The 13,857-nt window shown below is 67.9% G+C and carries 12 protein-coding genes; 8 read left to right on the forward strand and 4 right to left on the reverse strand.

Annotated elements, in window-relative coordinates; all coding sequences use genetic code 11:
* The 5 genes from HNP52_RS03210 (at nucleotide 1) to HNP52_RS03230 (ending at nucleotide 4,309) form a co-directional block, all read left to right on the forward strand.
* Nucleotides 1-600, forward strand: coding sequence for an LptA/OstA family protein (locus HNP52_RS03210; RefSeq protein ID WP_184162388.1), 600 nt, complete (start codon nucleotides 1-3; stop codon nucleotides 598-600).
* 122 nt (nucleotides 601-722) lie between these two features.
* Nucleotides 723-1,499 carry an LPS export ABC transporter ATP-binding protein gene (gene lptB, locus HNP52_RS03215; protein ID WP_184162391.1) on the forward strand — a complete coding sequence of 259 codons (777 nt, stop codon included), beginning with the start codon at nucleotides 723-725 and terminating at the stop codon, nucleotides 1,497-1,499.
* 6 nt (nucleotides 1,500-1,505) lie between these two features.
* Nucleotides 1,506-3,035 carry an RNA polymerase factor sigma-54 gene (gene rpoN, locus HNP52_RS03220; protein ID WP_184162394.1) on the forward strand — a complete coding sequence of 510 codons (1,530 nt, stop codon included), beginning with the start codon at nucleotides 1,506-1,508 and terminating at the stop codon, nucleotides 3,033-3,035.
* 17 nt (nucleotides 3,036-3,052) lie between these two features.
* Nucleotides 3,053-3,871, forward strand: a complete 819-nt coding sequence (locus HNP52_RS03225) for an endonuclease/exonuclease/phosphatase family protein (protein ID WP_184162397.1) — start codon at nucleotides 3,053-3,055, stop codon at nucleotides 3,869-3,871.
* Nucleotides 3,872-3,922: 51 nt separating this feature from the next.
* Nucleotides 3,923-4,309, forward strand: a complete 387-nt coding sequence (locus HNP52_RS03230) for a hypothetical protein (RefSeq protein ID WP_184162399.1) — start codon at nucleotides 3,923-3,925, stop codon at nucleotides 4,307-4,309.
* On the opposite strand, the gene HNP52_RS03235 is transcribed toward HNP52_RS03230, so the two are convergent.
* The gene (locus tag HNP52_RS03235) at nucleotides 4,310-4,759 is read right to left on the reverse strand and encodes a hypothetical protein (RefSeq protein ID WP_184162401.1); all 450 of its coding nucleotides are present in this window, start codon (nucleotides 4,757-4,759) and stop codon (nucleotides 4,310-4,312) included. It lies immediately after the preceding gene.
* 56 nt (nucleotides 4,760-4,815) lie between these two features.
* Nucleotides 4,816-5,814 (reverse strand): ligase-associated DNA damage response exonuclease, encoded by a 999-nt coding sequence (locus HNP52_RS03240; protein WP_184162403.1) that lies wholly within the window; start codon nucleotides 5,812-5,814, stop codon nucleotides 4,816-4,818.
* An 18-nt stretch (nucleotides 5,815-5,832) separates the two neighbouring features.
* Between HNP52_RS03240 and HNP52_RS03245 the strand changes: the two genes are divergently transcribed.
* From HNP52_RS03245 to HNP52_RS03255, 3 genes are read left to right on the forward strand one after another with little or no spacing between them, the layout of a single operon-like run.
* Entirely contained in the window at nucleotides 5,833-8,250 is a 2,418-nt protein-coding gene (locus HNP52_RS03245) for a ligase-associated DNA damage response DEXH box helicase (RefSeq protein ID WP_184162405.1), read from the forward strand.
* A 51-nt stretch (nucleotides 8,251-8,301) separates the two neighbouring features.
* A complete protein-coding gene (locus HNP52_RS03250; RefSeq protein ID WP_184162407.1) occupies nucleotides 8,302-9,327 on the forward strand; it encodes an aspartyl protease family protein in 1,026 nt (341 codons plus the stop codon).
* A 59-nt stretch (nucleotides 9,328-9,386) separates the two neighbouring features.
* Nucleotides 9,387-10,820, forward strand: coding sequence for a mannitol dehydrogenase family protein (locus tag HNP52_RS03255; RefSeq protein ID WP_184162409.1), 1,434 nt, complete (start codon nucleotides 9,387-9,389; stop codon nucleotides 10,818-10,820).
* Nucleotides 10,821-11,072: 252 nt separating this feature from the next.
* On the opposite strand, the gene HNP52_RS03260 is transcribed toward HNP52_RS03255, so the two are convergent.
* Both HNP52_RS03260 and serA read right to left on the reverse strand, forming a co-directional pair.
* Complete coding sequence (locus HNP52_RS03260; RefSeq protein ID WP_184162411.1) at nucleotides 11,073-12,173, reverse strand: ATP phosphoribosyltransferase regulatory subunit; 1,101 nt, start codon at nucleotides 12,171-12,173, stop codon at nucleotides 11,073-11,075.
* A 59-nt stretch (nucleotides 12,174-12,232) separates the two neighbouring features.
* Entirely contained in the window at nucleotides 12,233-13,810 is a 1,578-nt protein-coding gene (gene serA / locus HNP52_RS03265; protein ID WP_184162412.1) for a phosphoglycerate dehydrogenase, read from the reverse strand.
* Between the last annotated feature and the right edge of the window lie 47 nt (nucleotides 13,811-13,857).

Raw genomic sequence — 13,857 nt, forward strand, 5'->3', positions numbered from 1 at the left:
ATGATCCGTGCGACTGCCCTGCTTCCGATCGGCTTCACGCTGGCATTGCTTGCCGCGTCGCCCGCGGCTGCGCAGCAGCGGCACGACAGCAACGCGCCGATCGATTTCGACGCCCAGCATATCGAGCTGCAGGACAAGGCCAACCGGGTCATCCTGTCGGGCGGCGTTCGCATCAAGCAGGCGGAGATGACGCTCACCGGCGCGCGGGTCACCCTCGCCTATACCGGCCAGATCACCGATGGCTCGCCCGAAGTGTCGCGGCTCGACGCCTCGGGCGGTGTCACCATCACCCGGCCCGACCAGAGCGCGACCGGCCAGTACGCCGTCTATGACGTCAACAAGCGGATCATCACCATGGTCGGCGGCGTCACGCTCAAGCAGGGTCCGAACAATGTCTCGGGCGGTCGCCTGGTCATCAACCTCGACACCGGCCGGGCGACGATCGACGGATCGGGCGTCGGCGGATCGAGCGGCGCATCCGGCACGCCGGGCGTGCAGAGCCGCGGCGGCCGCGTGACCGGCCGCTTCTCGGTGCCCAAGCGCGCCGGCAGCGGCACCACCGCCCCGGCACCTTCCGCCACGCCGGCTCCGAAACAGTAATCGCCCTTTTTCCACGGCACGCCGCTCGGGGCTTCCCTTCCCCGCCGTCTTCATGCAGGAATCCTGCCAAACGGCTGCGGGAAACCCGTCGGTAACGCGCACCGTCCATACAGGAACCACGTATGACCGACGTCGCCACCCTCGAAACGCCCGTCGCCGATCCGGCGCCGCTGCCCGACAAGGGGCTTGCGGTCGTCTCGATCGCCAAGTCGTACGACAAGCGCGTCGTGCTGACGGACGTGTCGGTCTCGGTCGGCCGCGGCGAGGTCGTGGGCCTGCTCGGCCCCAATGGCGCCGGCAAGACCACCTGCTTCTATTCGGTGATGGGCCTGGTGAAGCCCGACAGCGGCCGCATCATGCTCGACGGCGAGGACATCACCCGCCTGCCCATGTATCGCCGCGCGATCCTGGGCCTGGGTTATCTGCCCCAGGAGACCTCGATCTTCCGCGGCCTCAGCGTTGAGGGCAACATCTCGGCGGTGCTCGAGCTGGCCGAGCCCGACAAGGCAGCGCGCAAGCGCCGGCTGGACGAGCTGCTCGAGGAATTCGGCCTGACGCGGCTGCGCACCGCGCCGGCGATGGCGCTGTCGGGCGGCGAGCGCCGCCGCGCCGAAATCGCCCGCGCGCTGGCCGCCGACCCGACGATCATCCTGCTCGACGAGCCGTTCGCCGGCATCGACCCGCTTTCGATCTCCGACATTCGCGACCTGATCATCCAGCTCAAGCAGCGCGGCATCGGCGTGCTGATCACCGATCACAATGTCCGCGAGACGCTCGACATCGTCGATCGCGGCTACATTATCTATGACGGCCGGGTGCTGTTCGCCGGCTCCCCGGGCGATCTCGTCCGTGACGAGAATGTCCGCCGCCTCTATCTCGGCGAGAGCTTCGAGCTCTAACCGCCGATGAGTCTCGCGCCTCGCCTCGATCTGCGCCAGTCGCAATCGCTGGTGATGACGCCGCAGCTCCAGCAGGCGATCAAGCTGCTGGCGCTGTCCAATCTCGAGATCGAGACCTTCATCGCCGAGGAGCTCGAGAAGAACCCGCTGCTCGAAAGCAGCGGCACCGGCAATGACGAGCGCGACAGCGAGCCCGCCGATGCGCCCGAGCCCGATGGCGATTTCCAGGAGCGCGACGGTCCGGCCGATGCCAGCGAGCTGATCGCCGGCGGCGGCGAGGCGGCGGGCGAGGCCGCGCTCGACGTGGATTTCGCCGCCGAGACCTTCCACCACGACAGCGGCAGCGACACGCTGGGCGGCGCGGGGATGGACGGCAGCCTGGGGCTTACCGGCGCGAGCGGCGGTGGCGCGCCCGAGGACGGGCCGGACTTCGACAATCTCGGCAGCGCCGACCTCAGCCTCGCCGATCACCTGATGGCGCAGGCCGGCGCCAGCGTGGCCGGGCACGACCTGTTCATCGCCGCGCACCTGATCGACCAGATCGACGAGGCGGGCTATCTCACCGCGCCCTTGCTCGACATCGCCAACCGGCTGAACGTGCCGCTCGCCCGGGTCGAGGGCGTGCTGGCGACGATCCAGACCTTCGACCCCACCGGCGTCGGCGCGCGCAACCTCGCCGAGTGCCTGGCGCTGCAGGCCAAGGAAGCCGATCGCTACGATCCCTGCATGGCGCGGCTGATCGACAATCTCGATCTCGTCGCACGCGGCGACCTGCCCCGGCTCAAGCGCATCTGCGACGTCGACGACGAGGACCTGGCGGACATGATCCGCGAGCTGCGCAACTATGATCCCAAGCCCGGCTGCCGCTATGGCGGGGAGCCGACGCTCGCGGTCACCCCGGACATCTTCGTCGCACGCCGCGGCATGGGCTGGGCGGTCGAGATCAACGCCGCCACCCTGCCCCGCCTGCTGGTCAACCGCGCCTATTACACCGAAGTCTCCGCCGGCCCGCAGGACAAGGCGAGCAAGGCCTGGCTCTCCGACATGCTGGCCAGCGCCAACTGGCTGGTGAAGGCGCTCGACCAGCGCCAGCGCACGATCATCAAGGTCGCATCCGAGATCGTGAAGCAGCAGGAAGCCTTTTTCCTCAAGGGCGTCGCGCACCTCAAGCCGATGACGCTGCGCCAGGTCGCCGAGGCGATCGAGATGCACGAATCGACGGTGAGCCGCGTCACCTCGAACAAGTATCTCAGCTGCGCGCGCGGCCTGTTCGAGCTCAAATATTTCTTCACCTCGGCGATCCAGTCGTCCGAGGGCGGCGACGCGGTTTCGGCCGAAGCCGTGAAGAACGCGATCCGTACGCTGATCCAGGCGGAGGATCCCAAGAAGATCCTGTCCGACGACACGCTGGTCGAATTGCTCAATGCCAAGGGCTTCGACATTGCCCGGCGCACCGTCGCCAAATATCGCGAGGCGATGGGGATCGGCAGCTCGGTGCAGCGACGCCGGCAAAAGGCATTGGAGGGCGTGGGTTGATTCGGTTCCTGTGGTTGATGCTCGCGTTGCTCCTGCCGATAACGGCGCAGGCGCAGGACAGGCTCGTCGTGATGAGCTTCAACGTCCGCCTGCCCGCGCCGACCGACGGCGCGAACATCTGGGAAAAGCGCCGCGACCTGTTCGTCGGGACGATCGCAGCGGCGGCGCCCGACGTGATCGGCACGCAGGAGCTGTTCAAGCTCCAGGGCGATTATCTGGTCGAGCGGTTGCCCGGGTACAGCTGGTTCGGGATCGATCGCCGCGGCGGCCATGCCGACGAGCATATGGGCGTCTTCTATCGCCGCGACCGGCTCAAGCTGATCGAGCATGGCGATTTCTGGCTGTCGGACACGCCCGAGGTGCCGGCCAGCATCAGCTGGGGCAATCTCTATCCGCGCATGGTCACCTGGGGCCTGTTCGAGACGCGCTCGGGCAAGCGCTTCTACCTGCTCAACACCCATTTCCCCTATCGCGCCGAGGACGAGGCGGCGCGCGAGAAATGCGCGCGGCTGCTGCAGGCACGGATCGCCGCCCTGCCCAAGGGCGTGCCGGTGGTGCTCACCGGCGACTTCAACACCGTCCCCGAATCGACCTCGCACGCGCTGCTCGGCGAGACGCTGGCCGATGCCCGTGGCGCCGTCGCCAGGCCGGTCGGCCCGGAAGCGACCTTCCACGCCTTCAAGGGCGTGCCCGATCGCCGGATCGACTGGATCTTCACCCGCGGCTTCACCGTGCGCGGCTATCGCACGATAGATACCCACAACGGCCCGCTCTATCCCTCGGATCACTATCCGGTGGTCGCGACGCTCGGATGGTCGAAGCCGGCCCGGCGCTAGGGAAGGTGCGCCTTAGGATTTTGGTAGGTGGATAACGCTATCGCAGGTGCCATGTCCGCGGATTTCACCATCGACGTCGAGCCCGAGCGCGATCTCGTCCGCATCCGGATGCGCGGCTTCTTCACGACTGAGGACATCGACGCCTTTCTCGTCGAGCGTGCCACCGCCCATGGCCGGTTGACCTGTGGGCCCAACCAGCATCTCACGCTCAATGACCTGCGCGAGATGAAGATCCAGGCGCAGGAAAGCGTCGAGACGTTCCGCACCATGCTGGCCGACCCCGCCTATCGCTCGCGGCGGCTGGCTTTCGTGATGGGCAAGACACTGGCCCGCACCCAGCTGAATCGCGCGCTCGACCAGCGCTATGCCCGCTGCTTCGAGGATGTAGCGACGGCCGAAGCCTGGCTGTTCGCCGGCACGGATCGCGCCGCCGCCTGATCAGTTCGCCGGCTTGTTGGCCCCCGCGACCATCGCATCGAAATCCTTCTTGGTCAGCGCGAGCAGCAATCCCTTGTTGTTCTTGCCGAACGCCTCGAGTGGCACCTCGACCTTGCCCGCCTCCGCGACGATCACCGCGGCGGCCATGCTGACCGACTCGACCTTGCCGAGCACCACGCCCTTCGAATCGCGCACTTCGCTGCCGGCGGTGACGTCCCCGGGCTTGGCGGGCACCGCCCGCGCCGTCTTCGGCTTCTCGGCGTCGAGGCGCGAATCGCGCACCGCCTTGTCGATCCGCGCCGCGCTGTCGTCCGGTCCCTTGAGCTCCGGCGCGTCCACCGATCCAACCAGCACCGGCATGCCCGGCCCGGTCGATCCCTGCTGCGCCTGCGCCGCGCCGGCACCCAGCGTCAGTCCCGCGGCAATCGCCGCCAGCTTCACTGCTTTCATCTGTCCCTCTCCTGTCTTTTGCTGGGAATGGTATCGGTAACAGGAGCAGTGGGCAATCAGTCGTCCTCATCCTCGAATCCGGCCAGGTCGAGCGCCCGGGCCTTGACCTGGTGGAGCCGGCACCAATGGACCAGCGCATCCTCCCGCCCATGCGTCACCCAGACTTCGCGGGGCTCCAGCTCGCGGATCGTGCGGGTCAGCTCGTCCCAATCGGCATGATCGGACAGGATCAACGGCAGCTCGACATTGCGCTGCCGGGCACGCTGGCGGACGCGCATCCAGCCCGATGCCATCGCGGTGATCGGATCGGGCAGCCGGCGTGACCAGCGATCATTGAGCGCGCCGGGCGGGCAGAGGATGATCCGCCCCTGCAATTCGGCCCTGGCGACGCCCGTGGCCGGGCGCAGCTCGCCAAGGTCTACGCCCTGCTCGACATAGAGGTCGCACAGCCGCTGCAGCGCGCCGTGCAGGTAGATCGGATCGTCGAACCCCATCACCCGCAGCTCGGAGATCACCCGCTGCGCCTTGCCCAGCGCATAGGCACCCACCAGCACGCAGCGCTCCGGATTGGCGCGGAGCGCGGCAAGCAGCTTGTCGAGCTCGTCATGCGTCTCGGGATGGCGGAAGACAGGGAGCCCGAACGTCGCCTCGGTAATGAACACGTCGCAGGGCACCGGCTCAAACGGCGCGCAAGTGGGATCCGGGCGGCGCTTGTAATCGCCCGAGACGACGATCCGTTCGCCGCGATGCTCGAGCACGATCTGCGCCGAGCCGAGGACATGGCCGGCAGGAACGAAACGGATATCGATGCCGTGCATGCTGATCCGCTCGCCATAGGCAACGGGATTGCCGCTCTGCGGCCCGTAGCGCGCTTCCATGATCGCCAGCGTCTGGGGCGTGGCCCACACCGCCTCATGGCCGCCCCGGGCGTGATCGGCATGCCCGTGGGTGACCAGCGCGCGGCGGACCGGCTGCGACGGATCGATCCAGATATCGGCCGCCGGCAGATAGATGCCGGTGGGTCTAGGATCGATCCAGTCGCCGAGCTTCGCCATCATGCCTATATGGTCGGGATGGCCGCCGGTTCCCAGCTCCCCCCAACATTGTCGAACTGGTTCGCGGCCCGTGGCTGGGCGCCGCGCCGCCACCAGCTCGAGATGCTGGAAGCGGGCCAGCGTGGCGAGCATGCGCTGCTCGTCGCCCCCACCGGCGCGGGCAAGACGCTGGCCGGCTTCCTGCCGACCCTGGCCGACCTGATCGAGAACCCGGTCGACGGGCTGCACACGCTCTATATCTCGCCGCTCAAGGCGCTGGCGGTCGACGTGCAGCGCAACCTGCTCACGCCGATCGAGGAGATGGGCGCCCCCATCCGCGTCGAGACGCGCACCGGCGACACGCCTTGGGAGAAGAAGGTCCGCCAGCGCGCGCGGCCGCCGCAGATCCTGCTGACCACCCCCGAATCGCTCAGCCTGCTGCTTTCCTATGAGGACAGCCTGACAATGTTCGAGGGGTTGCGGACGGTGGTGATCGACGAGGTCCACGCCTTCGCCACCGGCAAGCGCGGCGACCTGCTGGCATTGGCGCTCGCCCGTCTCCAGCGGCTTGCCCCAAACCTGCGCCGGGTGGCGCTATCGGCTACGGTCGCGGATCCGGACGGCTATCGCGCCTGGCTGGCCCCGCATGGCGATATCGATACGGTCACCCTGGTGCAGGGCGAGAAGGGCGCCGAGCCCAATATCGCGATCCTGCTGCCCGAGGACCGGGTCCCCTGGGCCGGCCATTCGGGCGTCTATGCGATCCCCCAGGTGATGGCCGAGATCGAGACACACCAGACGACGATCGTCTTCTGCAATACCCGCGGCCTGGCCGAGCTGGTCTTCCAGCAATTGTGGAAGGTCAACGAGCTCAAACTGCCGATCGGCGTGCATCACGGCAGCCTCAGCCTCGAGGCCCGCCAGCGCGCCGAGCAGGCGATGGCCGACGGGCAGCTGCGCGCGCTGGTCGCCACCGCCAGCCTGGATCTCGGCGTCGACTGGGGCGATGTCGATTGCGTGATCCAGATGGGCGCGCCCAAGGGTTCGTCGCGCCTGCTCCAGCGCATCGGCCGCGCCAACCACAGGCTCGACGAGCCCTCGGAAGCCGTGCTCGTGCCCGGCAACCGCTTCGAGTATCTCGAGGCCCGCGCCGCGCTCGACGCCGTCGAGCAGGGCGAGCTCGATCCCGACGTCTTCCGCCCCGGCGCGCTCGACGTGCTGGCGCAGCATGTCATGGCCTGCGCCTGCGCGTCGCCTTTCGACCGTGACCAGTTGCTGCACGAAATCCGCGCAGCATTGCCCTATTCGGCGCTCCCCGACGAGACGTTCGATCGGGTGCTGAGCTTCATCGCCGATGGCGGTTATGCCTTGCGCGCCTATGACAAGTTCAAGCGGCTGACCAAGGGCCGGGACGGGCTGTGGCGCGTCACCACCCCGGCCTTTGTTGCGCAGCATCGCCTGAATGCCGGCATCATCGTCGAATCGCCGATGATGGAGGTGCGCTTCAAGAATGGCCGGCGGCTCGGCAAGGTCGAGGAAGCGTTCGGTACCCAGCTTTCGCCCGGCGACGCCTTTGTCTTCGCCGGCATGGCGGTCGAGGTCGAGCGGGTCGAGCTGACCGACCTGATCGTCCGCGCTACCGCCAAGCCGGCGCGCTATGTCTCGTACATGGGCGCGCGCCTCGCGATCACCGCCACCCTGTCCGAACGGGTTCGCCATTTCCTGCACGACCGCAGCCAATGGCGGCGCTTTCCCGACGATGTCCGCGAATGGCTCGAGGTGCAGGAACGTCGTTCGGCGATCCCGGCGCCAGGCCAGCTGCTCGTCGAGACCTTCCCGCACGAAGGCAAGCACCACATGGTCGTCTACAGCTTCGAAGGGTGGAACGCGCACCAGTCGCTCGGCATGCTGGTGACGCGGCGGATGGAGGCGCTGGGGCTCAAGCCGCTCGGCTTCGTCGCCAATGACTATGCGCTCGCCGTCTACGGGCTGGAGAAGATCGAGGACCCGGCCGCGTTGTTCTCGCCCGACATCCTCGAGCATGAGTTCGTCGAATGGGTGCAGGGCTCGGCCCTGCTCAAGCGCGCCTTCCGCGAAGTGGCGATCATCGGCGGGCTGGTCGAGCGCCAGCATCCGGGGAAGAAGAAGACCGGGCGCCAGGTCACCTTCTCGACCGACCTGATCTATGACGTGCTGCGCAAGTACGAGCCCGATCACCTGCTGCTGCGCGCCGCCTGGGCCGATGCGCGGGCGCGGATGACCGATGTCGGTCGGCTCGGCCATCTGCTCGATACCGCCGCCGACACGATGCTGCATGTCGACCTGCCGCGCGTATCGCCGATGGCGGTGCCCGTCCTCATCATGATCGGCCGCGAGAATGTCGCGCAGGGCATGACCGAGGATGCGCTGTTGATGGAAGCCGAGGACATCGCGGCGGAGGCAATGCGGCTCGATTAGACACAATTCAGACAATTGCTGCGCAGCATGGATGGGTGTACCTTCACAGGCATGAACAGGCTCGCAGCGCTTCTCCTGCTCCCGCTGGCCGCCACCGCCGGAGCCCATGACCTCCAGAATCCGAGCGAGCGCACCCCGCCGCCCCAGGATCCCGAGCTGACCATGCCCAGCCCGGAAGATGTCGAGGCGACGCTGCTGGCGCTGGGCGAGCTCGACGCGCGACTGACCGTTCCGGTGGCCGTCGGGGCGAGCGGCCCCTACAATTTCATCATCGACACCGGTGCCGAGCGCACGGTCGTGTCGCGCGAACTGGCCGGCTCGCTGAAACTCGGCGCTTCCTCTCCGGTGGTGATCACCTCGATGACCGGCCGCGACACGGTCAACACCGTGCTGGTCCCCGGGCTGAGCATCAAGTCGATCGGCGAGCAGCACAATATCATCGCCCCCGCCCTTGAGGCGCGCAACCTTGGCGCGCTCGGCCTGCTCGGCATCGACACGCTGCGCAACCACCAGGTCACGATCGACTTCGAGAAAGGCGTGATGGCCGTGCGCCCGAGCACGAAGCGCAACGCCTTTTCCAAGCGCGACCGCGACGAGATCGTGGTCACGGCCAAGAGCGTGTTCGGCCAGCTGATCGTGACCGACGCCTATTACGACAATACCCGCATCCAGGTGGTGCTCGACACCGGCAGCCAGGTGACGATGGGCAACAGCGCGCTGCGCAAGCGGGTCGGCCGCGACACGCCGCGCTCGCAGAAGATCCTGCTGACCAGCGTGACCGGCGACCAGACCACGGCGGACTATACCCAGGTGCCCAATGTCACGGTCGGCCAGGTGCGCTTCGGCTCGATGCCGGTCGCCTTTGCCGACGTCACGCCCTTCGAGCGCTTCGGCCTGGTCAAGCGACCGGCACTGCTGCTCGGCATGGATGCGCTGCGCAGTTTCCGCCGGGTCGAGATCGACTTCCCCAATCGCCAGGTCCGCTTCCTGATGCCCAAGGACACCAAGCCGAAACAGGCGGGGACCGGATCGATGCTGCCGGGGGTGCGCGGCATGGGTACGATCCATACCTATTGAGCGGCGCAAAGGGCTACTGCCATTGACTTTGCCCGCCCGGGCGCGTTGACACCGGGGTCATGACCAGCCTTTCGCGCGCCGCGCTCGCATCGCTTCCCGCATCCGTCATCCGGCCGGGACATGACATCGCCTCGGTTCGCACTGGCGTGGTCCATTTCGGCCCCGGCGCCTTCCACCGCGCACACCAGGCGGATGTGTTCGATCGGGTGCTCGACAGCGATCCGCGCTGGGGCATCGCCGCGGTTTCGCTGCGCAGCGCGGGCACGGTCGATGCGCTCAAGGCGCAGGACGGGCTCTATACGCTGGCGGTGATCGACCGCGAGCCGAGCACCCGCATCATCGCCGCGCATTCGGACGCGGTCGGCCCCGGCGAAGGCGCGAAGCTGCGCACGCTGCTCGCCGATCCTTCGGTCAAGATCGCGACCAGCACGGTGACCGAGAAGGGCTATTGCCTGGGCGCCGACGGTTCCCTCGACTTCAATCACCCGGACATCGTCCATGACCGCGCCCGCCCCGACGAGCCGGCGAGCGTGATCGGCTGGATCGCCTCGGGCCTCGCCGATCGCCGCGCGGCGGGCGCACCGCCCTTCGCCATGCTCTGCTGCGACAACATGACCGGCAATGGCGGCAAGCTCCGCGCCGCCTGCCTCGCGCTCGCCGGCGAATGGGACAAGGGACTGGCCGACTGGATCGCGGGCGAAGTCGCCTTCCCCGATTCGATGGTCGATTCGATCACCCCGGCAAGCGACCCGGCCTTCCTGGCCAAGATCGCCGAAGAACTGGGCGTGACCGACGCAGCCGCCGTGCAGCGCGAGCGCTTCACCCAGTGGGTGCTGCAGCGCTTCGACCTGGCCGACGGGCCGGACCTGGGCGCGGCCGGCGTCACCCTGACCAACGACGTGCAGGGCTATGAACAGGCCAAGCTGCGCATCCTCAACGGCGCGCATTCGAGCCTCGCCTATATCGGCCTGGCACTGGGCCATGAGACGGTGTTCGAGGCGGTGAGCGATCCCGCGCTCGGTGCCTTTGTCGGCCGACTGATGCATGAGGACATCGCCGGCTCACTCAAGCCGGTCGAGGGGCTGGACGTGCAGGGCTATGCCGGCGCGGTGCAGGACCGCTTCCGCAACCCGGCGATCCGGCACCTGCTCAGCCAGATCGCTTGGGACGGTTCGCAGAAGCTGCCCTATCGCCTGCTCGACACCGTCCGCGACCGGCTGGCCGCAGGCGAGAGCGTGGAGCGGCTGGCGGTGCCGGTGGCGGCATGGATCGCCTTCCTCCACCGCAAGGCGACGCTGGGCGAGAAGATCACCGATCCGCTGGCGGAGGTGCTGGCCCGGGCCGCGGCGAGCGCCGATCCCGCCAGCGCGGTGCTGGCGCTGCGCCAGGTGTTCCCCGCGCAGCTCGCCGAGGATCCTCGCTTCCGCGACGCCGTGACCGATGTGGTGCCGGCGTTCCTTGAAGGCAGGGCGACGGCGCTGCTGGCACGCTGATCCTACAGCGGCTGCGCGACGACTCGCGGAAGTACACAAAGTACAGGCCAAGAACGGGTTTTGCGGCGCCTCAAGCTGACATAGTTCCCGCGAATGCACGGCATTTCGCAACATCGTTGCGCGCGCGGGATCCTATTTTTCCTACGATCGGCAAGAGCGGCCGGGTAGCGCCCGGCTGCGTCAGGCAAGCAGGCGAAATCCTACATTGCAATACCCATCGTCACCCCGGCCTTGAGCCGAGGTGACATCGGACTAAACTGCCGCCGGCGCCCCATCGCGCAGGACATGGGTGCAGAGCTGCGCCTCGGGCGTGTCGTCTTCCTCCAGCGCGGCGACGGTGACCCAGCCCTCGGCGCGCAGGCCTGCACCAATCCCGGCGGGAGTGCCGAAGGGCAGGAACAAGCGGCGGCGCTCGTCCGCGCCGATCGCGGCGTCGAGGATCGGATCGGCGAACAGCGAGAAGCCGACCGCGGTTTCCTCGCGGCCATTGCCGTGGAGGATCGTATAGGTGCCGCCGCGGCCGATCTCGGCGCGGGCGCCTTGGGCGAACAGCGAGAAGCCGAGCCAGCTCTGATATTCGAAGCCGTGGCGCTCGGTGGGATCGAGGGTGAGCGCGGCCTGGCCCCGGATGCTCGCGGCGATCTCGGCGAGGCCGTCGAGGCGCGTGGCGAGTGCCTTGCCGGCGTCGATCGCGCGGAGGCGCTCGATCGCGGCATCGAAGGGCCCGGCCGCCTCGATCAGCGGAAGGTAGCGCGGATCGATCGCGGCGACGCCGGCGGCGTCCTTGGCATCGAGCCGCTCGCGCAACGTGGCGAGCTGGGCCGGCGTCAGGCTGTCGCTGGCGAGGCAATCGACCAGGTCCGGCAGAGTGAAGTCGAGCGCGATGCCCTGGACACCGGCGGCCTGCAGCGCCTCGATCGCGACGCGGACGATCTCGGTGGCGGCGGCAACGGTGTCGAGGCCGATCAGCTCGGCGCCGATCTGGCGGGTGGCGCGCAGCGGATCGAGCTCCGAAGCGGAAAGCTTCATCACCGGCCCGGCATAGGAGAGGCGCACCGGGCGCGGATGGTGCGCCATGCGCGTGGCGGCGATGCGGCCGATCTGGGCCGTGAGATCGGGACGGATCGCCAGCGTGCGCTGCGACACCGGATCGACGAACCGCACCGCGTCGCGCAGGCCGCTGGCGGCCTTGAGACGCGCGCTCAGCTCATCGGCGAATTCGGCGAGCGGGGGATCGACCTGCTCATAGCCATAGCCGCGCGCGACACCGAGCACGCGGGATTCCAGCCGCGATGCCGCATCGGCCGCAGGCGGGAGACGATCGTGGAAGCCTTCGGGAAGTAAACCGCTCATCCGGCTCCCCTAGAACATTCCGCCGCCCCGGTGAAACCCGGGACGGCGGATATCGTGCATCAGAACGACAGCGCCATCGCGGTCTTCACGCCCGGGAGCGCGCGGACCTTGGCGAGGAGCTCCTCGCTGACCTTCTCGTCGACCGAAAGCAGCAGGATGGCTTCGCCACCCGCTTCGCGGCGGCCGAGGTGGAAGGTGCCGATGTTGACGCCCGCCTCGCCCAGCGTGGTACCGAGGCGGCCGATGAAGCCCGGCGCGTCCTCGTTGACGATGTAGAGCATGTTGCCGGCGAGGTCGGCTTCGACCTTGATGCCGAACAGCTCGACCAGGCGCGGCGCGGAATTGCCGAACAACGTGCCCGCGACCGAGCGATCGCCCTGCGCGGTGCCGACGGTGACGCGGACCAGCGTGTGGTAATCGCCTTCGCGGTCATGACGGACTTCGCGCACGTCGAGCCCGCGCTCCTTGGCGAGGAACGGCGCGTTGACCATGTTCACCGTGTCCGAATGGACGCGCATCAGCCCGGCGAGCACCGCGCCGACGATCGGCTTCTGGTTGAGCTCGGCGGCAGCGCCTTCGCTCTCGATCGCGATGTTCTTGAGCTCGCCATGCGAGAGCTGGCCGACCAGCGAGCCGAGCTTCTCGGCAAGCGCCATGTACGGCTTGAGGCGCGGGGCTTCCTCAGCCGAGAGGCTCGGCATGTTGAGCGCGTTGGTGACGCCGCCCGAAACGAGGAAATCGGCCATCTGCTCGGCGACCTGGATCGCGACATTGACCTGCGCTTCAGTGGTCGAGGCGCCGAGATGCGGCGTCGAGACGAAGTTGGGCGTGCCGAACAGCGGATGCTCCTTGGCGGGCTCCACTGCGAACACGTCGAGCGCCGCGCCGGCGATATGGCCCGATTCGAGGCCCTGCTTGAGCGCAGCCTCGTCAATCAGGCCACCGCGCGCGCAGTTGATGATGCGCACGCCGCGACGCGTCTTGGCGAGGTTCTCGGCCGAGAGGATGTTGCGGGTCTGGTCGGTGAGCGGGGTGTGCAGCGTGATGAAGTCCGCACGCAGCAGCAGGTCGTCGAGCGAGACCTTCTCCACGCCCATCTCGATCGCGCGTTCGGGCGTGAGGAACGGATCGAAGGCGACGACCTTCATGCGCAGGCCGAGCGCGCGATCGGCGACGATCGAGCCGATATTGCCGGCGCCGATCAGGCCGAGCGTCTTGCCGGTGAGCTCGACGCCCATGAAGCGGTTCTTCTCCCACTTGCCGGCCTGGGTCGAGGCGTCGGCCTCGGGCAGCTGGCGGGCGAGCGCGAACATCAGCGCGATGGCGTGCTCGGCGGTGGTGATCGAGTTGCCGAACGGGGTGTTCATCACGACGACACCGCGCGCCGAGGCGGCGGGGATGTCGACATTGTCGACGCCGATGCCGGCGCGGCCGACGACCTTGAGGTTCGGTGCCGCGTCAAGGATCTCCTGGGTCACCTTGGTCGAGCTGCGGATGGCGAGGCCGTCATAATCGCCGATGATCGCCTTGAGCTCTTCCGGGGTCTTGCCGGTGATCTCGTCGACCTCGACGCCGCGCTCGCGGAAGATCTGCGCGGCCTTGGGATCCATCTTGTCGGAAATCAGTACCTTGGGCATTTGGTTTCTCCACCCCGTCATCCCCGCGCAGGCGGGGATCCAGGGTT

This window comes from Sphingomonas kyeonggiensis, from assembly GCF_014204495.1.
In the GTDB taxonomy this organism is placed as follows: Bacteria; Pseudomonadota; Alphaproteobacteria; order Sphingomonadales; family Sphingomonadaceae; genus Sphingomonas; species Sphingomonas kyeonggiensis_A.

Coding starts and splice junctions, on each gene's coding strand:
- HNP52_RS03235 (WP_184162401.1), bottom strand. CDS start 4,759: ATGAAAGCAGTGAAGCTGGCGGCGATTGCCGCGGGACTGACGCTGGGT.
- HNP52_RS03210 (WP_184162388.1), top strand. CDS start 1: ATGATCCGTGCGACTGCCCTGCTTCCGATCGGCTTCACGCTGGCATTG.
- HNP52_RS03250 (WP_184162407.1), top strand. CDS start 8,302: ATGAACAGGCTCGCAGCGCTTCTCCTGCTCCCGCTGGCCGCCACCGCC.
- serA (WP_184162412.1), bottom strand. CDS start 13,810: ATGCCCAAGGTACTGATTTCCGACAAGATGGATCCCAAGGCCGCGCAG.
- HNP52_RS03255 (WP_184162409.1), top strand. CDS start 9,387: ATGACCAGCCTTTCGCGCGCCGCGCTCGCATCGCTTCCCGCATCCGTC.
- HNP52_RS03225 (WP_184162397.1), top strand. CDS start 3,053: ATGCTCGCGTTGCTCCTGCCGATAACGGCGCAGGCGCAGGACAGGCTC.
- HNP52_RS03260 (WP_184162411.1), bottom strand. CDS start 12,173: ATGAGCGGTTTACTTCCCGAAGGCTTCCACGATCGTCTCCCGCCTGCG.
- rpoN (WP_184162394.1), top strand. CDS start 1,506: ATGAGTCTCGCGCCTCGCCTCGATCTGCGCCAGTCGCAATCGCTGGTG.
- HNP52_RS03245 (WP_184162405.1), top strand. CDS start 5,833: ATGGCCGCCGGTTCCCAGCTCCCCCCAACATTGTCGAACTGGTTCGCG.
- HNP52_RS03240 (WP_184162403.1), bottom strand. CDS start 5,814: ATGGCGAAGCTCGGCGACTGGATCGATCCTAGACCCACCGGCATCTAT.
- HNP52_RS03230 (WP_184162399.1), top strand. CDS start 3,923: ATGTCCGCGGATTTCACCATCGACGTCGAGCCCGAGCGCGATCTCGTC.
- lptB (WP_184162391.1), top strand. CDS start 723: ATGACCGACGTCGCCACCCTCGAAACGCCCGTCGCCGATCCGGCGCCG.